The 20,806-nt window shown below is 39.8% G+C and carries 16 protein-coding genes; 9 read left to right on the forward strand and 7 right to left on the reverse strand.

All coding sequences use genetic code 11. The features are described from left to right. Positions 1 to 79 precede the first annotated feature (79 nt). The 4 genes from ACKTS5_RS12820 (at position 80) to ACKTS5_RS12835 (ending at position 4,730) form a co-directional block, all read left to right on the forward strand. On the forward strand, positions 80 to 1,534 hold the full coding sequence (locus ACKTS5_RS12820; protein ID WP_408044275.1) for a S41 family peptidase: 1,455 nt from the start codon (positions 80 to 82) through the stop codon (positions 1,532 to 1,534). Between the two features lie 329 nt (positions 1,535 to 1,863). Next, positions 1,864 to 2,370 (forward strand): hypothetical protein, encoded by a 507-nt coding sequence (locus ACKTS5_RS12825; RefSeq protein WP_408044276.1) that lies wholly within the window; start codon positions 1,864 to 1,866, stop codon positions 2,368 to 2,370. Positions 2,371 to 2,542: 172 nt separating this feature from the next. Then, positions 2,543 to 2,764: a hypothetical protein gene (locus ACKTS5_RS12830; protein WP_408044277.1), complete on the forward strand. Its 222-nt coding sequence runs from the start codon at positions 2,543 to 2,545 to the stop codon at positions 2,762 to 2,764. A 148-nt stretch (positions 2,765 to 2,912) separates the two neighbouring features. Continuing rightward, a complete protein-coding gene (locus ACKTS5_RS12835) occupies positions 2,913 to 4,730 on the forward strand; it encodes a right-handed parallel beta-helix repeat-containing protein (protein WP_408044278.1) in 1,818 nt (605 codons plus the stop codon). Here the strand turns inward: ACKTS5_RS12835 and recG are convergent. Further along, a complete protein-coding gene (recG, locus tag ACKTS5_RS12840; RefSeq protein ID WP_408044279.1) occupies positions 4,723 to 6,840 on the reverse strand; it encodes an ATP-dependent DNA helicase RecG in 2,118 nt (705 codons plus the stop codon). The genes ACKTS5_RS12835 and recG overlap by 8 nt on opposite strands. Before the next feature lie 282 nt (positions 6,841 to 7,122). On the opposite strand from recG, the gene ACKTS5_RS12845 reads away from it, so the two are divergent. Together ACKTS5_RS12845 and ACKTS5_RS12850 are read left to right on the forward strand one after the other, a co-directional pair. Further along, complete coding sequence (locus ACKTS5_RS12845; protein ID WP_408044280.1) at positions 7,123 to 8,334, forward strand: RsmB/NOP family class I SAM-dependent RNA methyltransferase; 1,212 nt, start codon at positions 7,123 to 7,125, stop codon at positions 8,332 to 8,334. A 17-nt stretch (positions 8,335 to 8,351) separates the two neighbouring features. Continuing rightward, the gene (locus tag ACKTS5_RS12850; protein ID WP_408044281.1) at positions 8,352 to 9,401 is read left to right on the forward strand and encodes an endonuclease; all 1,050 of its coding nucleotides are present in this window, start codon (positions 8,352 to 8,354) and stop codon (positions 9,399 to 9,401) included. A 241-nt stretch (positions 9,402 to 9,642) separates the two neighbouring features. On the opposite strand, the gene ACKTS5_RS12855 is transcribed toward ACKTS5_RS12850, so the two are convergent. After that, complete coding sequence (locus ACKTS5_RS12855) at positions 9,643 to 13,986, reverse strand: glycosyl hydrolase family 18 protein (RefSeq protein WP_408044282.1); 4,344 nt, start codon at positions 13,984 to 13,986, stop codon at positions 9,643 to 9,645. Between the two features lie 188 nt (positions 13,987 to 14,174). Between ACKTS5_RS12855 and ACKTS5_RS12860 the strand changes: the two genes are divergently transcribed. Then, complete coding sequence (locus ACKTS5_RS12860; RefSeq protein WP_408044283.1) at positions 14,175 to 14,609, forward strand: hypothetical protein; 435 nt, start codon at positions 14,175 to 14,177, stop codon at positions 14,607 to 14,609. A 1-nt stretch (position 14,610) separates the two neighbouring features. Here ACKTS5_RS12860 and ACKTS5_RS12865 read toward each other — a convergent pair whose 3' ends face one another. From ACKTS5_RS12865 to ACKTS5_RS12875, 3 genes are read right to left on the reverse strand one after another with little or no spacing between them, the layout of a single operon-like run. Continuing rightward, on the reverse strand, positions 14,611 to 15,237 hold the full coding sequence (locus ACKTS5_RS12865; protein WP_408044284.1) for a trimeric intracellular cation channel family protein: 627 nt from the start codon (positions 15,235 to 15,237) through the stop codon (positions 14,611 to 14,613). A 1-nt stretch (position 15,238) separates the two neighbouring features. Then, on the reverse strand, positions 15,239 to 16,357 hold the full coding sequence (locus ACKTS5_RS12870; RefSeq protein ID WP_408044285.1) for a DEAD/DEAH box helicase: 1,119 nt from the start codon (positions 16,355 to 16,357) through the stop codon (positions 15,239 to 15,241). A 3-nt stretch (positions 16,358 to 16,360) separates the two neighbouring features. After that, entirely contained in the window at positions 16,361 to 16,759 is a 399-nt protein-coding gene (locus tag ACKTS5_RS12875; protein ID WP_408044286.1) for an acyl-CoA thioesterase, read from the reverse strand. Between the two features lie 111 nt (positions 16,760 to 16,870). On the opposite strand from ACKTS5_RS12875, the gene ACKTS5_RS12880 reads away from it, so the two are divergent. Next, positions 16,871 to 18,202, forward strand: coding sequence for an MATE family efflux transporter (locus tag ACKTS5_RS12880; protein ID WP_408044287.1), 1,332 nt, complete (start codon positions 16,871 to 16,873; stop codon positions 18,200 to 18,202). Positions 18,203 to 18,208: 6 nt separating this feature from the next. Here ACKTS5_RS12880 and ACKTS5_RS12885 read toward each other — a convergent pair whose 3' ends face one another. Together ACKTS5_RS12885 and ychF are read right to left on the reverse strand one after the other, a co-directional pair. Continuing rightward, positions 18,209 to 18,880, reverse strand: a complete 672-nt coding sequence (locus ACKTS5_RS12885) for a DUF2461 domain-containing protein (RefSeq protein WP_408044288.1) — start codon at positions 18,878 to 18,880, stop codon at positions 18,209 to 18,211. 91 nt (positions 18,881 to 18,971) lie between these two features. Further along, positions 18,972 to 20,063 carry a redox-regulated ATPase YchF gene (gene ychF, locus ACKTS5_RS12890; RefSeq protein ID WP_408044289.1) on the reverse strand — a complete coding sequence of 364 codons (1,092 nt, stop codon included), beginning with the start codon at positions 20,061 to 20,063 and terminating at the stop codon, positions 18,972 to 18,974. A gap of 157 nt (positions 20,064 to 20,220) precedes the next feature. On the opposite strand from ychF, the gene ACKTS5_RS12895 reads away from it, so the two are divergent. After that, positions 20,221 to 20,787, forward strand: coding sequence for an RNA polymerase sigma factor (locus ACKTS5_RS12895; RefSeq protein WP_408044290.1), 567 nt, complete (start codon positions 20,221 to 20,223; stop codon positions 20,785 to 20,787). Positions 20,788 to 20,806 lie beyond the last annotated feature (19 nt).

The following is a 20,806-nucleotide window of genomic DNA, read 5'->3' on the forward strand; positions in this document are numbered from 1 at the left end:
TTTAAAAACATTAACAGTTACCCCCTCTTTTTGGTACAACTCTTGGGCATTTCTATACCTAATCTAAATTACATTAGCAATGAGAAAAATTACATTATTTTTACTTGTAAGCTCAGTTCTCGGACTGCAAGCACAGCAACTAGATGTCACAAAACTGACCTATGAAGACTATCAATCCGATTTGACTTTTTTAAATAAACTCATCTCACAAGAACATCCAGCACCGTATAAAGTAGTATCGAAATCCGCACAAGAAAAAAAGCAAAAAGACGCCTTGAAGCAGCTCAAAAAAACAACAGATTACGTGCATTTTATTCGTTGCTTGACACGCATTGGAGATGGACACTTGTCATATGAACTTCCGGAGGAATTCACCTTTAATGCCATTGAACATTCTCAATTTTTCCCGTATCCAGTATTTGTTAAAGACGGAAGAATGTTTATCAATATCAAGGGGGCTACACTACCCTACGGAACCGAAATTACAGCGATAAACAACCGTAAAATCAAAGACTTACTCACCAATATTAACGAACATGTGCACGGCGATTTTTACAATACAACGCTTACCGAAGAAAAACTGACTCAAGCCTTTCCATTGTACTTCGCCAACATATTTGACAATCGCGTAAAGTCTTTTAGCATTGATTATATTACTCGCGATACTAAAAAACAAAAACGCTTTAAAACACCTGCAGTTGATTACTATACGTATTACAGAAACTCTAAACTAAGCATACTCCCTATAAACAAATTAGAACTTGAACAACCCATACACCCCCATTATTATCCTGAAAAAAAATTAGCGGTACTTACTGTTAATACTTTTGATTTATCAGAAAGTCAGGCCTATGAAAAATTCAGTGACTTTTTCAAACGCGTAAACAAAGAAGCCTATAAAGAAATCGCCATTGATTTGAGAAACAACGGAGGTGGAAATCCAAGTATTGCTGCACTTTTGTATTCTTTTATCAGCAATAAAAAATTCCAAAATATTTTCAATTACCGCACGGCAGCGATAACACTTACCAAAGAAAATATGGTAAATGACTATGGTAATCCATTGAGTTACGACGACATTAAGGGCTTTGAAAACTTCCTGTATCAGCGCTTTAACAAAGACGAAGACGGAACGTATGTAGGAAACGAGCGTTTAAAAGAAGGAGTACTTGAAACCTTTCCTCCAGACAAAGACACGTTTTCAGGATCTGTCAACCTATTGGTATCGGGTAAAACTTTTTCTGCCGCAGTATACTTTGCGAAACTCTTTAAAGAACACCAACGAGGAAAAATCATCGGACAAGAGACCGGAGGGAATGAATACAATACTTTTGCTGGCTACTTTGTCCATTACAAACTACCCAAAACTAAAATCATCGTACGCATTCCTAAAACCGAGTTATTTTTTGGCAAAGCTGAGACTCCCAAATCGACACACGGAATAGTTCCTGACCTCAAACTCAGTATTCAGGACTACCTAAAATACGCTCTTAAGGAGCAAGACCCTGAAACACAATACTTACTAGAACGATAATTCAACCAGAGGAGCTTAAATGCTCCTCTTTTTTTTACCAATTTTAGCGATTATCAAGCCATTTATACAGCCCAGCTTATCAATGTTACAATTCAGCTCTTTCTTAACATGTTTGAGAAATTGAATCAGAGATTTTTCCTTAAATTGCAGGTGTCTGTGACTCAGGGGTACTACCTAGAGACTTCAGGGAAACCACTTAGTAAAAGTTAAGGAGTATCCCGTATTGAATTTTCTAAAACAAAACATAAATTTGTATACCCTACTGATTTGCAGAACACTATTGGTGCAATCATTAGTAAACAATCGAGATTAACGCTATTACCCCTACTATGCGAAAACTTTATGTACTACTACTTCTGGCAATGAGCTTAGCTTGTTCTAATTCTACAGAAACCAAGGATCCATTGGACTTATCCATGCTTGATTTTTCGGACGTAGATTTTGGATTTACGAATGAAAAAACCATCAGCATCAAATTGGATATGAGCAATCCGAAAGCCGTCCAAAAAGTATGCCGACAAATACTCGTGGAAAGTAAAGAACTCCTAGATAACACTCCCCAAAGTTATTTGTCTTTTACCTTGAGTAAACACCCGAATAAAGGTTTATTACGAATCAGAAATATTGCCAAAAGTGAATTTATATCCACTGCAAAATCCAGTCGTGATGATATTTCTTTTACCTGTCCAGAAAAAAATCCAACCTGTATTCAAGCAGATGAAAAACTGGCAGACGCACTGCACCGTATGATCGATAACGCTACGGATACCAAATGTCTTCATCTGAAGGTTTTCAAAGCCACGTTAAAAGTGCACTATTGCACCGTTCGCTGTTAAAAATTTTACGAAAAAACACGAAACTAGCAATAAACTAAATGACAAGAACTTACCTTTAATTGATGGTAATATTTTACTACTTTATGTTTAAATTTAACATCAACAGAACGTTAAGTATTTGTTAGGAATCAAAATATTTTTATACCTTTACGAAAACCAAAAACTGACTACCGTGTTCAAAAAAATAGTAATTGATGAATTTCAATTTGGTACTTTTAAATCACTACAAGGTGATTTTAACCTCCCTATTTTTACTCAAATCATTCAACTTACCACTAATAAATACGCCATAAGTTTTGGACATAGCTCCAAAAATGAAGAGCAGAACCATTCTGAAGAGTTTATCAACCACCTCATCGCTAATAATTTCGAGTTTACGGAAGCTGAACTTTAAGTTCTAAATACGTAAAGAGGCCCTAAAAAAACACAAACAACTCATAATCTTAGGATTAGAACTTTTGTTTTTGTATTTTCGAAGGCACCCTTCATCATATAGTTGCAAGTGTTCACTTGTGATAACTACTTTAATACAAAGTTTTACTATGATGAAAACCTCTTTAAAAATGGGGCTTAGTATGGGTATTTTCCTTATATGCATACCAAGTCTCAGCCAACAATCTTATTTTGTACATCAGAACAACGGTAGTGATACTAACAGCGGAACAACTCCATCCATGCCCTACCAATCAGTAGCCAAAGCTCTTCAACAGCTTTCTCCTGGTGATACGCTTTTTATTATGGGTTCCTATAAAAATAAGAGTTACGCTACAAATTATCAGTACCAAAGTTCTACTGACTCCCAACTCTGGCATGCTGAAAATACCATAAAGATCAACAATCTCCACGGTACTCCCACGCAGAAAATACACATCCGATCTTTTGATAAGAATGCGATACTACACGGTGATGGGGCCAATATCCTACGCATATCCAACGCCTCCTATCTACAAATTGAAGGGTTGACTATTCGTGGTGAAGTCACCTCCATTCCTTTAGCGACAGCCAATAAACTTCAATTTGTTTACCTAGATGCTGATAAAGTAGGAGATGTTAAACACCCAAAACTAAACGAATTGAAGTTTCGAAACGAAGAGTGTATTCAAAACTGTACCCCTAATCAAGTGGTCGATGGAGAAATCTACTCGGATATCAGCTCTCTTACCATCGTTCGTCCATCCTATATTGATACTCGTGGCTTATACCTGAGCCAAGCACATCACATTACCCTCATCGGAAACACTATTTCACACATGCCAGGCGGTGGCCTTCGGGTGGCAGAATGTGAAGACATCCACATTGAAAACAACGAAATTTCACATTGCTCAAAACGATCGTATTCAGGCACTCATGGTTTGGTAGTTACCAAAACCGTAAGTAGCAGAACTGACAGTGATTATCGCATTAAAATACTTCGTAATACCGTTCATCACAACTATAACGAACAGTATTCATGGGCTCCCAGCAAACGCATAATTACCCCACATATCGATGAAGGAAAAGGAATATCATTACAGCGAAATGAAACTACCTACCAAGCCAATGGAGACATCAAAATTAACTGGGAACACGGGCGGATACTAGTCGCAAATAATATTGCTTACTTTAATGGATTCAGTGGTATTCACAGTAATGACGGGAATCGCATAGATATCGTGAACAACACCGCATATTTCAACTCGTATACCAAGTCTATTACCGAAAACCTAAGCTCCAGCCCTAACGGTGGTAATATTGGCATAAGTGCAGTTGGTGGGCGCGACATTAAGCTGATTAACAATATTGTTATTATTGACAAAAATTTGAGTAAATCTGCCCTTGCATCCAATCTTACTAGTAACCATAAATTGGTTGTGAAGAACAATTTAATTTTTGGTTCAGATTTACAAGGAAATACAGGCACCATTGATGAAGACGCCTCTATTGTTGCGTTGCAAGAAGAAAGTATCATGGCTGATCCACTTTTTACCAATCCTAGCACGGGAAATTTTGAATTACAAAAAAATTCACCAGCAATCAATGCGGCAAGTACCGTGGAAGCACCGAAAGTAGATTATTACAACAAATTGCGAAGTGATAACGCTCCAGATATCGGTGCGGTTGAATACTTTTCGACCTTAGCTGCCGTTGATGTTCAGAACACGACTCCTTTTTTCCCTAACCCTGTAGAAAAAAGCCTTTTTTTCGACGCTCGAATTAAAATTCCTCGCGGAACCTTGTTATTCAACATGCAAGGTCAAGACCTCACGCATCGGATTCAAATACACGAGCACAGTATCGATTTCTCATACCTACCAACCGGATGTTATATACTCGTCATAAACAACAAAGCCTATAAAATCTTTAAACGTTCATCTAACTGATATTACTCCAAATTCCAGACTTCTTCTGAAACTGAGTAAAGGTTTTTAGCAAACTTTCGTTGAGCGGGTTTTGTAAACCAGGGTCCTCATTCAATACTGAAATCGCTGCTTGACGTGCCAAATGCAAAATAGGAGAATCTTTAACTACATCTGCAATTTTCAAATTGAGTACGCCACTTTGCTGCGTTCCCATAATATTTCCAGGCCCTCTTAATTTTAAATCTACTTCCGCAATTTTAAAACCATCGGTAGTATCCACCATTGTTTGTAGCCTTGTTTTTCCATCACTCGACAGCTTGTAACTCGACAATAAAATACAATAACTCTGCTCGGCTCCACGTCCTACTCGTCCTCTTAGCTGATGCAGCTGGCTCAATCCAAATCGCTCTGCACTTTCAATTACCATTACGGAAGCATTCGGTACATTCACCCCTACCTCTATCACGGTGGTTGCCACCATTATTTGAGTATCTCCTTTCGCAAAGCGTTCCATTTCATAGTCTTTATCCGCTGGTTTCATCTGACCGTGAACGATGCTAATCTGATACTTAGGTGATGGAAACTCTCGAGAGATACTTTCGTAACCGTCCATCAAATCTTTATAATCCATCGCTTCGGACTCTTGAATGAGCGGATACACGACATATACTTGCCTACCTTTGGCTATTTCGTCTTTTAAAAATTTAAATACCCCCAATCGATGACTGTCATAACGATGCACGGTTTTGATATCCTTTCTCCCCGGAGGAAGTTCATCAATTACAGAAACATCTAAATCTCCGTATACAGACATGGCCAAAGTTCTCGGAATCGGTGTTGCCGTCATTACCAAGATATGGGGAGGTACTGGATTCCCATCGATAACTTCAGCTCCCTTTTTCCACAGTTTTGAACGTTGCGCCACTCCAAAACGATGCTGCTCATCGATAATAGCGATTCCTAGATTTTTAAAAACCACCTTGTCCTCTAAAATAGCATGGGTACCGATAAGTATTTTCAAACTGCCATCTTCTAGGGCACTGTGTATTTCACGGCGTCTTTTTGTTTTCGTTGACCCCGTTAACAAAGCGACCTCTATATCTGTATGTTCTAACAAGGCTACCATACCGTTGTAGTGTTGGGTTGCCAAGATTTCTGTCGGTGCCATAATGGTCGCTTGATAACCATTGTCAATGGCCAACAACATCGTCAGCAAGGCGACAATAGTTTTTCCGGATCCCACGTCCCCTTGTAATAAGCGATTCATATGAGCTCCAGTTCCAACATCTTTTCGAATCTCTTTTAACACCCTCTTTTGAGCGTTGGTCAAATTAAACGGCAAATGATTTTCATAAAAATCTGAAAACACCGTCCCGACCTGACCGAACACGTATCCTTTTATCTTTGCTTTGCGAATCAATTTCTTTTGCAGAAGCTGCAATTGAATATAGAAGAGCTCTTCAAACTTCAAACGGTGTTGCGCCTGAGCGAGCAGCTCTTGGTTCTTCGGGAAATGTATGTTCAGCAATGCTTCTCTTTTCCCTATCAGTTGTTGTTCCGCTAGCAGGTAGGTCGGCAACGATTCTTCAATCCCATTAAAAAACTGCTGAAAGAGGTGTTGCATCATTCCGCGCATGACCTTATGGCTGATTCCTTTGTTTGCCAATTTCTCCGTAGAAGGATATACTGGCTGCATTGCGGTTTGCAACTTACTTTTATAGGCCTGAACGGTTTCCATTTCAGGATGTGGCATACTTGCGGAATTGTTATACCAATTTAACTTTCCATACACCACATAAGGAGTATTGGGCTTCAACGAATCTTTTATCCACTTAGCTCCTTTAAACCACACCAGTTCTATACTTCCCGTAGCATCGGTAAAAGTAGCTACTAAGCGACTTCCTCGCTTCTGTTTTACGGTTTTGATCCCTGATATTTTCCCTACTATTTGTACTTCAGACGAGTTGGGTTGAAGTTGACTAATAGTATAAAACTGAGTTTTATCTATGTAGCGAAAGGGAAATAAGTGCAGCAAATCACGGCACGTACGAATGCCTAATTCAGCATACAACAACTCGGCGCGAGCGACACTCACTCCTTTTATATAAGTAACGGGACTATTCAAATTCATACCGACAAAAACGATCTACTTTTGGCTGCTACTACTCAAATACTCGGTAGTTGGGAAAGCGTATTATTTACTTTAAATTAAACCTTACAAGCTGGTCAAACATCAAAAATCTACCTATTCGGTTAGACTTTTTTAAAATCCCAAAAAAGCTCAGGACTCAGAACCAATTCAAAACAAGTTAATTACCTAAAAAAACTATTCTGAGAAACTCGTATTTTTACTTGAAACGAAAATACAAAAAACCACCAAAATCAACTATCTTTGCAATCTTAAATTCGTCAGATGAGATTACATAGAAATTTAGTTTTCGCGGTTATAGATAGCTTACGCGATATTTTTAATGAAGAAGTATATGCAGATAAAGCAGTTGAGAAAGCTTTAAAGAGAGATAAACGTTGGGGGGCTCGAGACCGTAAATTTGTAGCCGAAACCATCTATGAAATAGTTCGTTGGAAGCGCTTATATTCAGAAATCGCCAATGTAAAAGCACCTTTTTCACGTCCAGATTTATGGCGAATGTTTGCCGTTTGGTGTGTATTAAAGGGGATTCAACTACCAGATTGGAACCAGATTGAACCTACACCATCGAGAAGAATCAAAGGTCGTTTTGACGAGTTATCAAAAATCAGAAAGTTTAGAGAAGCCATTCCGGATTGGATTGACGAGATTGGTTTGGAAGAATTAGGAGAAGAAGTTTGGACCAAAGAAATCGCTGCATTGAACAAGCAAGCAGAGGTTATTTTGCGTACCAACACCCTAAGAACAAGTAAGGAGGCTTTGCGTAAATCACTTGCCAAAGAAGAAATTGATACTGAATTTATAAAAGGATACAACGTAGCCTTAAAATTAGTGGAACGCGCTAATGTATTCAAAACTCAAGCGTTTAAAAATGGGCTTTTTGAAGTACAGGATGCCTCTTCGCAATTGGTTGCTGAGTACCTTCAGGTAGCTCCAGGTATGAAAGTAATCGACACTTGCGCTGGTGCTGGGGGTAAAACCTTACACTTAGCATCATTGATGGAAAACAAAGGGCAGATTATTGCCATGGATATCTATGAAAGTAAATTAAAAAAGCTGAAAGTTAGAGCGAGAAGAAATGGTGTTCACAATATCGACACCCGCGTCATTGACTCGACTAAAGTGATCAAAAAACTACACGATAAAGCAGACAGAGTATTGATTGATGCTCCTTGTTCAGGTTTGGGTGTAATTCGCAGAAATCCTGATAGCAAATGGAAGCTTCAGCCCGAATTTTTGACTAAAATTAAAGAAGTACAACAAGAGGTACTCCAAAAATATTCAAAGATGGTAAAACCTGGAGGAAAGTTAGTGTACGCTACTTGCTCTGTGTTACCTTCTGAAAATCAAGAACAAGTTAACACTTTTTTGGCCTCTGAAGCCGGAAAAGATTTTACCTTTGTCTCGGATAACAAAGTGCTAGCTCATCAATCTGGATTTGACGGGTTTTACATGGCTTTGTTAGCTAAGAAATAACCCTTAAAAGCAATTAGATGATAAAAAAATTACTTTTTTTAAGTGTAACCGCTTTGTGCTGGTCACTCAATGCACAGCAGAGTTACTACAATGACGTAGACCTGACAAAATCAGGAATTGCACTGAAAGATGCGCTTGCAACCAAAATTGCAAGTACACATACGAGAAACCTCAGTTATACTCCCGGTGTATGGGAAGCGTGTAAAGCCACCGATTTAAATCCGAGTAATTCATCACAAGTACTGTTGGTTTACGGATACAGCAGTTCTGGAACGACTGCCAGAACGCGCGGTGTCAATGACAACGGAGGAAATTCGGGTGATTGGAATAGAGAGCACGTGTATCCTAAAAGTTTAGGGACTCCTAACTTAGGATCGTCAGGACCTGGTGCAGATGCGCATCATTTACGCCCTTCTGATGTGAGTTATAACAGCCAGCGCGGTAATAAAAAATTCGCAACAGGTAGTGGTAATTCAGGAAATGTTACCGGAGGTTGGTACCCTGGTGATGAATGGAAAGGCGATGTAGCCCGTATGATGATGTATATGTATTTGCGTTACGGAAATCAGTGTTTACCCAAAAACGTAGCTATTGGTACAGCCAATACCGTTGACAGTAATATGATCGATTTGTTACTTAAGTGGAATGCCGAAGATCCAGTTTCTAATATCGAAGATGCCAGAAATACGTACCACGGAAATTCATCAAACACCTATGCACAAGGAAATCGCAACCCTTTTATTGACAACCCAAACCTAGCTACTCAAATTTGGGGAGGTCCGGTTGCAGAAAACAGATGGGCTACTGCCAGTACTAAAGATCACAAATTAAGTAGTGTTGAAGTGTATCCTAATCCTTCAGCAATTAAAAAAATCTTTGTAAAAATTCCTGCATCAGTTACCGTTTCCAATATTACTTTGTATTCGGTACTCGGTAAGAAAGTGCTTTCCGTTACTCCTGCTTTTGGTCAAGAAACCCTAACTCTTGATAATTTAGCAAAAGGAATATACCTTTTAACGCTTTCAAATCAACAAGCAAGTACGACAAAAAAAATAGTTATTCTATAAAACTGAAAAAGGCTCAAGATACATCTTGAGCCTTTCTTCAATCAACTATTAAAAACTAACTAATCACCAATTGTTGTGCTTAGTAATCAATTAAAAGACGACTGGGTTCTTCTTTAGTTACAGCGCTGATAGCCCTTTAACAGTTTTTTAAGAGCATTCCTTACTTTCTTCACTTACTTTAACTAAAAATCCCACACGTTATAAAAACGTGCAGGATTACTACAATGAAAACTCCTAATTGCTAGTTTTCCAATTTAATGAACTTTTTCGTTTGCACGTCAGTCGACGTTTTTACGACAACGGTGTACACACCTCCATTTAAATGCGCTATCGATATTTGTTTCGGAGTCACTTCGCTGTATGCTAACTCCATCACCTTTCTTCCATTTATATCCGCAATAAGGATACGCAATGCTCCACTTCCCTGTATACCTTTTATTTGTAGCACATCACTTACCGGATTCGGATACAGTTCAAGATTCAGCGTAGCTTTATGATCGTTAGCTGTGCTTTTGCTCGACTGTTGCAGTCCGTCTAAATACGCGCGATGACTCGTTGAAAAACCACTACCTGCGGCGACGTCCCAGTTAATTGACCAAGTCATCAAGCCTCTGAAGTTAGGATACGCAGCTTTTGTTGTATAGGTACGCCCTGCATAGGTCTTTCCTTTTATCAAATAATCCAATGCTTGCTGCACTACTGCCTCTGAAGTATAACCACTACCAGCAGCCTTGCTACTCGACGGCAAACCTATGGCCACCTGATCGGCTCGCAATCCAGGAAAGGTCAATCCTGTTTGAGCAACCTTGAACCCAGTAATCAACATTTCTGCCATAGCCACATGAAAATCTGCTGTTGCAGGTTGATAAATTTTCCCATCTGCACCAAACATAGAACCAGTATTATAATGTTGCACGTGAATGTAGTCCATATCATTACGTAACGCGTGAATTACGGGTAAGTACGCACCGTACACTCCAGCATAAGTACCATAGGCACCTTGTACATAGGCAGTTTCAGGAGCCATACTCAATACGAAATTAGAGGCGCCTACCGCTGCTTTTAATTCCCGTGTAGCCTGAATAAGGTTTTTTATTTTCGGGGTAGTCGGATTTCTAAAATCACTATCTCCTCCTGCAAGTGACAGTGAACTTCCTTCTAAATCGATGTCCATACCGTCGAAACCATAGGTCTGAATAATCGTTTTCATAGAGTTCACAAAAACTTCCTTCTCTTCAGTTGTCCTAAGTTCTACTTTAGCATTTGCCCCTCCTATTGAAATCAAGACCTTTTTTCCCTTTGATTTTAAAAGAGCCACATCATTGATAAATTCCTGTGTATTTCCCTGGTAAATTTCAAAGGGGTTAAATTGCATGTCTGCTGTACTTCCTGCTTTAGGCTCCGCAAAAGCCACACAAATAACATCCCAAGCGTCTGAGACCTCTCGCAGTTTTGGAATGGTTGAGTTATTATTGAAATTATGCCAATAGCCTACCAGAATTTTCCCTGGTATCTGTGGAGTTCCCCCCGTTGATTTCTTTCTGACAAAAACTTCTGCCGACGTCGTTTCGCTTCCTTTATTATCCGTCGCTACCGCTTTAAAAACATAACTAGCTTCGTCAGCATTTGTTAAACTATAGGTATAAGGAGCACTTGTCAATACAGCTAATTCTTTAGTACCTTGATACAGAACTACCTTTGCTACAGATTCATCATCCGCGGCACTGATAGTGATATCTATCGTACTTCCTCCATCATAAGTAGCGCCATTTTTAGGGGCTGTAATCGTCACAGTAGGAGGTTCATTACCTCCGCTACAAGCACCCAATTTCTCCCATGCATCTTGCCAATGTGCCCCTTTACCAGGTGCATAAGCCCAAGCTGCATTCGAAGAACACCAACCCGCAATCTTACATTTATAGCTATTGCCTTCATTAGCTACTTCTTGATCTTTACTATACGCTGTTCCTGCGCTGTAATTCGGGAGTCCGTTACAGCTGCTTGAACCACCTCCGGGAACCGTGAACGAGACCTCCGAAGATCTCTTTTTCGCTCCTTTATTATCTTCAGCCTCTGCTGTTAGGGAGTACGATCCGGCTGCAATATTTTTAATTTCAAAGGTATAAGGTGCCTTTGTCTTCTCTCCCAGTTTTGTCGCACCATTAAAAAGCACCACCTTTACCACTTGTCCATCGCTATCACTGGCGTCACAGTTCACTGTCACCGTTGTCCCCTGTTGTATGGTCGCATTGTTAGCCGGACTCGTAATTGCTATCTGAGGTGCCTGATTATCTGGATTTGATCCGCCACAACTCCCGAGTTTTTCCCAAACTTGAAATGTACCACTATTGGTTGTTGGGTTTTCATTTTGTGTCCACCATTTTGCTTTGTACAATTGGTTATCTTTTTTTACTGTATTCCCTTTTTGGTAAGCTGTTGATGCATCCCAATTAGCCACCCCGCTACAAGGCCCTGAAGTTTCGACAACTGTCACCTTCAGCAATCCAGAGGTTCCCGTTGAACCCTTATCATCCGTAGCGATGGCTTTTAGCGTTGTTTCCCCTACAGCAACTGGTGTCCAGCTCCATTGAAAAGGACTTTGCGTCACCTCTCCCAGCTGTGTATCATTGGCCCAGAAACTTACTTTTTGTATAGTACCATCACTATCCGTAGCCTCCGCAGTCAATAGCACAGCCACGTTTTTAGTTAACGATGCATCCGATTTAGGATTGGTAATTGTGACCACCGGCGGAGCATTTGCTCCGGTGTCCTTAACGATTACAATAACTTCCTCCGAGGTAGTTACTGCATTTTTATCGTCTGTGGCCTTTGCCGTTAGCGTATAGGTCCCAACAGCCAGGTTACTGATATCGAAACTATAAGGACTACTCGTTTTCATCCCTATTGAAGTACCATTATTAAACAGCTCTACAGCAGTAACAGTCCCATCGACGTCCGACGCCGCTACCGTCACTGCAATATTTTGTCCGACTGGATGCGTACTGGTAGTCGCAGGACTCGTAATTTGCACTTTAGGGGCTTGATTTACCGTACCACCACCTTGTGCAAATACCTCATTCATCTTATTTACTAAAGGGGACTTTACCTGTGACCAACGTTTTAATTTTGTACCGAAAGAGGTTACTGACCCTCCTAATTCCAAGTCACCATACACTGTCCAAACGATAGTTCCTCCTAGCTTTTCTTCATTAATAAACTGTGCTTTAATCGCAATAGACTCTTCGTCATCATAACTCAAAAAATAATTTCCCTTAACCAAGTAAGGTACTTTTGCCTGTGCATCCCACTTTCGAGTCCAACCGCTATTGGCTTGTAGGGCTTTTTGTTTAATAAAAAAGTAATTTGGAGTTCCGTCATATACATTCTTCGGCCAATTGGTATAATCGGCACAGGTAGTTATAGGACCATCAGGTTGCACGGTCTCTGCTCTTTTTACCGTTGGTGCATTCAAATCGGCATTTCCTTTAGTAATTACTCCTCTACCGTAAAAAGGGGCACCGAAACAAATTTTAGCGGTAGGCACTCCTTTTTCTTTTAACTTATCTAAGGTTGATTTCCAATTAAAAAACGAAACTTCGGCGTTGTCATAGGCATACACTGGTGCATTATGACCAGCCTTATTTGACCATCCTCCGTTCATATCGTAAGTCATCATATTGAAATAATCCATGTCTTTTGCAAGTGCTCCCCAATTAAAGTCATTTAACTTTCTCGGGTCAGCCGACATAGCTGCTGTGATCAATTTAGTAGGGCCAATGGCCTGACGCAGTTCTTTGACTAGGAGTTCAAAATTAGCAAAATCGGCCTGAGTTCCCGTAAAGTTCATCCCCGCATACGGGCCTGGGTACTCCCAGTCCAAATCGATTCCATCAAAACCGGTAGCGATTAATTTTTTACAATCGTCAATAAACTTGGCGCGCTTTACTGGATCCGCTGCCATTTCAGGAAAGTGCTTACACATACTCCATCCTCCTATTGAGGCCATTACCTTGACACCTTTTTGTTTGGCCAGCGCCAACAATCCAGGAGCTCCATTTTCCTTGTGCAATGGAACGGGTAAGTTACCGCTTAACCCCCAAGTTGGCTGCTCCCAGGTAGTTCCGTTCAAAGCCACCTTGAACCCCTGAGCTTCCGCTCTTTTCTTGGCAGCTTCATTGATGTACTGGATGGGATCTATTTCTCCAAACAAGATATGAAGGTCCCAACTCGAATATATGTCTGTGAAAAAAATATCTTTGGGTTCTTGTACACTGCCTTGTTGGTGAATACTTTTATTCCGATGATCTCCGCTGTGTAACGAGCCGTCTTTAGCGACTCCAAAGAATGAATAATTCAGAATAGTGTACTTGCTATAATCGATATTGAGATGCGTTAGTGCTCCTTGAGCTGGAACTCCAGCCTTAGCGGTTTTCCAAGCATCCCAATTGGTGATATAACCAATAACTTGTTTATTGTGGTTGGCTGTAGTTGCCGTTCCTCCCGTATTTACTTGGGTAAAACCTACGTAGGATGTAGACAAAAATGCGATAAGTATTGCCTTTAGGATAAAATTGAAGGGTTTCATAAAATTGATATTTAGTTTCCATTCAAATTGGCAATTAAGTAGAATCATTAAAAATAAAATCGACCAACAACATCAAAAAGACAATTGAAAACACTTTTTTCTACACTAGGAGATTTTCAATAGCTCAAAATATTTTTTGAATTACCGTACAATCAACGTAAATTTAAGTAACTAAACCAATCGTAATCATGACAAAAACTGAAACAAAACCCCCGTTGTACTTTTGGGTAATTGCAATTGTATCACTGTTCTGGAATGCTATGGGGGTCAATGCCTACATACAGCAAGTATATAAAACAGCCACCTTTACTTCCATGTATACCGCTGAACAGCTCAAACTGATCGAAGCTACCCCTACTTGGGCCATGGCAGCATTTGCGATTGCTGTGTTTGCTGGTTTCTTGGGCTGTGTGAGTTTGGTGCTGCGCAAAAGATTTGCTCAGCAACTATTTCTACTTTCCATGGTAGGCATCGTAGTTCAAATGTACTACAACCTCTTTGTGAGTAATAGTTTAGAAATATTCGGCCCCGTGGCAGCCATCATGCCGCTCACGGTTGTTGCCATCGGTTTATTGCTGTACTATTTTTCGAAAACAAGTATTCAAAAATCTTGGCTGCGCTAAACTAAGAAGCTTTCGTAAAGAGATCTTTGGTTATTTTAGGCAACTCGTATTCTTTGACTACAGCAACTGTCCTAATTAAAATAATAACCAAAGCAGAAGTTATAAACTGAAGGTCTTCATGTACCTCAGCATAGCCTAATAACAAATACACTACGCCCCCTGATAAACAGGCCGAGGCGTAGATTTCTTTTTTAAAAATCAACGGAACTTTTCGCGTGAGCACATCTCTGATAACGCCTCCAAATACAGCAGAAACCATTCCCATTACTAATGCTACAAAAGGGTGCAAATCGTAATTCAACCCTTTTTGAAGTCCCAATAAGGTAAACACACTAATTCCGATAGTATCAAACAAAAACATCGTTCGACGCAGCGGGGCGATTTTGCTTCGGAAAAGGAAGGTAAAGACCACCGCGGTTAAAATTGTCCAAATGTAGTTAATATCCCCAATCCAATTAATCGGATGTGCATTGATGAGCACGTCTCGCATCATCCCACCACCAACAGCCGTTACAAAGGCTATTATGATAACACCAAATACATCAAACTCTTTTTTCATGGCAACCAGTGCGCCACTGATAGCAAAAGCAAAAGTTCCGATAATATCGATACTATAAATGATATCCATTTTAAAAGCTAAACTCTTTAAACGTTATTTGTAAAGTTCTTGACAACCTGTCGAGTACTCCTCGGTCTTTATTCGTCGCCAACACTATAGAAACCCCTTTTGATCCTGCTCGAGCCGTACGACCACTTCGGTGTGTATACACGGTATCTTGTTCTGGCAATTGATAATGAAATACAAAATCTAACTTACTTACATCGATTCCTCTCGACGAAACATCAGTAGAAATCAAGGTTTGAATACTGCCTTTTTTAAACATACGCATCACCTTATCGCGTTCTCGTTGCTGCATACCACCTTCTAGAGCTTCCACTGAAAGGCCTCGCTCTTTTAAGGCTGTAGCTATGCGCTGCGCTCCCGCCTTGGTCCTGGCATAAACGATACCGCGTTGTTTTTGATGCTTTTGCAAATAACGCGTCAAGACTGCCGTCTTCTTTGCCGATGGCGTAGTAATATAAAGATGACTGATATTTTTATTTACCTCCAAAGGTTTGCTAATTCGCACCTGCTTAGCCTCTGGTTGTAGGTACTTTTTTATAATTCCCGAAACAGCTTCGGGCATCGTCGCTGAGAAAAGCCAGGTGTGCTTAGTTTTCGGCGTATAGCGCAGAATGCGTTGTAGGTCTTCTTTGAAGCCCATACTCAACATCTCATCTGCTTCGTCCAAAACGAGTACATCGAGCTGCTTTAAATTTATTGCTCCTTGCTCTATAAGATCGATTAACCTTCCTGGTGTCGCGACAACCACATGCGTGGTACGTTGCAAATTCGCGATTTGTTTTGCTATTTTCTCTCCACCAAAAACAGCTTCCATAAAAATGCGTTCAGGCACGTACTTGGTATATTTAAATAACTGGTGTTTTACCTGCTGTGCCAACTCGCGTGTTGGAGTCAAAATTAGCGCTTGTATCTCTTTTTTATCCGTATCAATACGATTGAGCAATGGCAGTCCAAAGGCGGCTGTTTTCCCCGTCCCCGTTTGTGCTAGCCCCACCAAATCGGCAGCATTATTTAACAAATACGGAATAATTGCTTCTTGGATTTCTGTGGGCTCTTGAATCCCTAATTCAGTTAAGCCTTTTACATATGAGGCTGCGACTCCTAACTCCTTAAATTTACTCATGTTCTAACTGTTTTTTGAAGGTACCAATAATGCCAATACATCCGCTGTAACTCTGCGAGGTTTTTTAGTGGCTAAATCAATGAGGCAAAAAGTAGTTTGCGAACTTACTAACAAAACAGAATCCCTGTAAATTTCTACATGACGAACTGATTTTACACCTCCAGTTTCGCCAATCCATGTTTTTACTAGTAAATCATCGTGGACAACAGCTTGTTGCTTGTAATTTATTTCGTGTTTCACCACAAACCAGGCATAATCCAATGCTCCTTTCCCTTCGGTTAAGAGATTCCAATGCGCATCGGCAATATCCTGAATCCACTGCACATACACCACGTTGTTTACGTGATTATATACGTCGATATGCTCAGGTTTCACCTGTACTTTATGCTCAAAATAATTCATGGGGCAAACTTAATTCATTGATGTTAATTATTACTTAAAAGTAACTTAATATTTGTGTCAATCTTCAAAAAATTGAGATATTGCTTCGATTAGCAAAAATCCCCCCTTGACTTGACACAGAAATTCGGAACAGAAAACATCAGTAAACTCTTACTAAAACAGGCCATTCCGGCGTCCGTTGGAATATTGGTCATGTCTTTAAATATGATTGTCGACACCATTTTTGTCGGACAGTGGATAGGCGTCATGGCCATTGCCGCCATTACGGTGGTACTACCCATTGCTTTTTTCATTTCCTCCATCGGTATGGGAATTGGAATCGGTGGTAGCTCGGTCATTTCAAGAGCTTTAGGAAAAGGAGACCGCGCAGTGGCAACGACTGTCTTTGGCAATCAAATTAGCTTAACACTCCTCCTTTCATTTTCCTTTGTATTCCTCGGTACGTTCTTTTGTTTCCCGCTCTTGCAAATATTCGGAGCTAAAGGTGCTATTAGCGCTCCTGCAACCGACTATTTCCACACCATTATATGGGGCGTTCCGCTACTGGCTTTTGCCATGATGGGTAACCCGTTGATACGCGCTATGGGGAAACCCAACTTCGCTATGTATACACTGATATTACCGGCAATATCAAACATAATATTAGATATTCTATTTATTAAAATATACCCTTTAGGAATGATGGGAGCCGGTTTAGCCACTGCTATTTCTTACGGTGTTAGCGGCGGGTTTGTCATCTTTTTCTTTATCTCTAAACACAACGAATTACGCATCACCTTCCGAGATTTGTTATTGCGAAAGCACCTCGTTCGCCAAATCGTGGCTTTGGGTGGCATTACCGTTATCCGACAAGGGACGATTAGCCTTTTAATAATCATCTTAAACTACAGCCTTTTTCGCTATGGTGGAGAAACGGCCATTGCTGTTTACGGTATTATTAACAGGGTTATGATGTTCGCTTTATTTCCTGTATTAGGGGTAACTCAAGGGTTTCTTCCTATCGCCGGTTACAACTACGGAGCGCAGGATGCTCAAAGAGTGAAGGAAACGATAAATACTTCCATACGATTTGGTACCGTCATAGCCAGTATCATATTTATAGGGATTATGTTGTTTCCGAACCAGCTAGTAAGCGTATTTACCGATGATCAAAACCTGTTAAAAGCCACACCAGAGGCGCTTATTATCGCCTTTTTGGCTACGCCTGTCATCACCACGCAGCTCATTGGAGCAGCCTATTTTCAGGCAGTAGGAAAGGCTTTTCCGGCCCTAGTACTCACCTTGTTAAAACAGGGCGTATTCTTAATTCCGCTGGTGTATTTATTACCTAAATATTACGGTGTTATGGGAGTATGGATTTCTTTTCCCATCGCCGATATTTTAGCTACGGGAATTACCTATGCCTATCTAAAAAGAGAAATAAAAATGCACCTGCACTTTTAAACGGTTTTACAAAAGCGACTCTCCATTTAAATTGGTGGTCAGTACATCACTCATATAGTCAAAAAACGGACGTAGCGCCACAAACGAAGCGGCTACTTCATCAGAAAACGTTGCCGAAAGCACTTCTTGATCACTAAAGCGACGAACCGCAACAAAGCCTTTTTTTCGAATTAAATCGATATCTGGATGGGTTTTATCAAATCCTTTAGGAGCCGTTTTCAGCTCATTACCTTCTAAAACACCCCCGAAATGTTGCACAAAAGAACTGCTTGCCAAAATGGTACGCAACTCTTCCGCATCAATTTCCAGTTCTTTACGTATGCGTAATAAATCGTCCTTGTTAGGTTCCCAAAATCCACCAGCCAACATGGTTTCTCCAGGACTTACATGTAAGTAATAGCCTCCTCGAAGGGCGGCACCCAATCTCGAAAACGAACCTGCAAAATGTGTTTTGTAAGGCGTTTTATCTTTACTAAAACGCACATCTCTATAAATTCTAAACAGTTTCTGCTTTTCAATTTCATCGTGCTGTTCAAGTCCCAGCTTTACAGTATTGAAAAAATCTTTTGCTGCTGCCAACGCTTCTGTATACGCTGGTTTTTGATCGGCAAACCACTCTCGATTATTATTTTCTCTTAACTCTTTTAAAAACTGAAAACTCGTTGAATTAAATTGCATAGACTCCTTTATAATTTGGCTTAAAGGTACAAAAAAACTCTATCGAAAAGCTTCGATAGAGTTTTGAGTATGATCGTTTTTTTTCTACTTCTTAAACATTAAATCGGAAGTGCATTACATCACCATCTTTAACGATGTATTCCTTACCTTCTACGCGCATCTTTCCAGCTTCTTTTACTTTTGCTTCCGATCCAAAAGAAACGTAATCATCATAAGCGATAACTTCTGCTCTAATAAATCCTTTTTCGAAATCCGTATGAATTACTCCTGCTGCCTGAGGTGCTGTTGCTCCTACCAAAACAGTCCAAGCACGAACTTCTTTTACACCTGCAGTAAAATAGGTTTGTAAATTTAACAACGAATAAGCCGAACGAATTAATCGAGACACTCCTGGCTCCTCTAATCCTATATCTCCAAGGAACATCTGGCGCTCTTCGTAATCTTCTAATTCTGCGATGTCTGCTTCAGTAGCTACAGCTAATACAATAATTTCAGCATCTTCATCTTTCACTGCTTCACGCACTTTAGCTACGTATTCATTTCCGTCTTTAGCTGAGGCTTCGTCTACATTACACACGTACAATACAGGCTTTGCTGTAATGAACTGCATTGAACTTACCAACTCTTCTTCCTTTTCAGTGAATTCTAAAGTACGTACAGACTTTCCTTCTAACAAGGCTTTTTGGATGGTTTCTAAAACTTCCAACTCTTTTTGAGCCTCTTTATTTCCTGTCTTTGCCGCTCTCTTCACTTTATCCAAACGCTTTTCCACGGCCTCCAGATCTTTAAGTTGCAACTCAATATCAATGGTTTCCTTATCACGGATAGGGTCAACAGAACCATCAACATGCACAATATTGTCATTTTCAAAACAACGAAGTACGTGCAAAATAGCATCAGTTTCACGAATATTAGCTAAGAACTGGTTTCCTAATCCTTCTCCTTTACTCGCTCCTCGCACCAATCCTGCGATATCTACGATTTCAACAGTAGCAGGTACTACTTTTTCAGGATTTACCAACTCCTCTAACTTCTCAATTCTCGGATCTGGTACGTTTACCACTCCTAAATTCGGTTCAATAGTACAAAATGGAAAATTCGCACTCTGTGCCTTTGCATTCGATAAACAATTAAACAATGTTGATTTTCCAACATTAGGTAATCCTACAATTCCTGCTTTCATTATTTTCTAAGTATTGATCTTTTTTTGCGATTGCAAATATAGTATTATTTATAGGACTTTAAACGCCGATTACAACGAGAAAATCACACTAATTTTAACAAATTATTATGAATTAATTATTTTTTTACTACTTTTAGCCTAGAATAACTGATGTACAATGAGGAACTTATCGGATGAAATACTATGGAAATCACTTAAAGAGGGCGACATTTCGGCCTTTTCAGTGCTTTTTGAGAAGTTTTATCCAAGTTTACACAACTACGGTTTAAAAATTTCTAAAGACCAAGATTTAACGGAAGATGCCTTACAGGATTTTTTTGTGTACATCTATGAGCACAAAGAAAACTTGAGTGACCTTAACACCATTGCACCTTATTTATTTTCTTCCTTTAGACGTTTTATCATCAAAAAAATAAACCGCAACCAAAAATACGCTATTGTCCGTAACTTGGACAAAGATATGGTTGACATCAATTTTACACCAGAAGAGTTCATAACCTACCAAGAATCAACTACTTTTAGGGATAAAAACCTAGCCAAACTCATTAACCAACTACCCAAAAGACAACGTGAAGTTATCTATCTAAAGTTTCACTGTGACCTCAAAGCCAAGGAAATTGCTGAAACGATGGACATCAATTATCAAAGTGTCATTAACACGCTCCACAAGGCGATAAAAAACTTACGTGAAGAAATGGCTATTTTACAATTATTAAATTCATAAATTTGCGTAAGAAAAAAGA

This window comes from Tenacibaculum litopenaei (assembly GCF_964514025.1).
GTDB classification, from domain to species: Bacteria; Bacteroidota; Bacteroidia; order Flavobacteriales; family Flavobacteriaceae; genus Polaribacter; species Polaribacter litopenaei.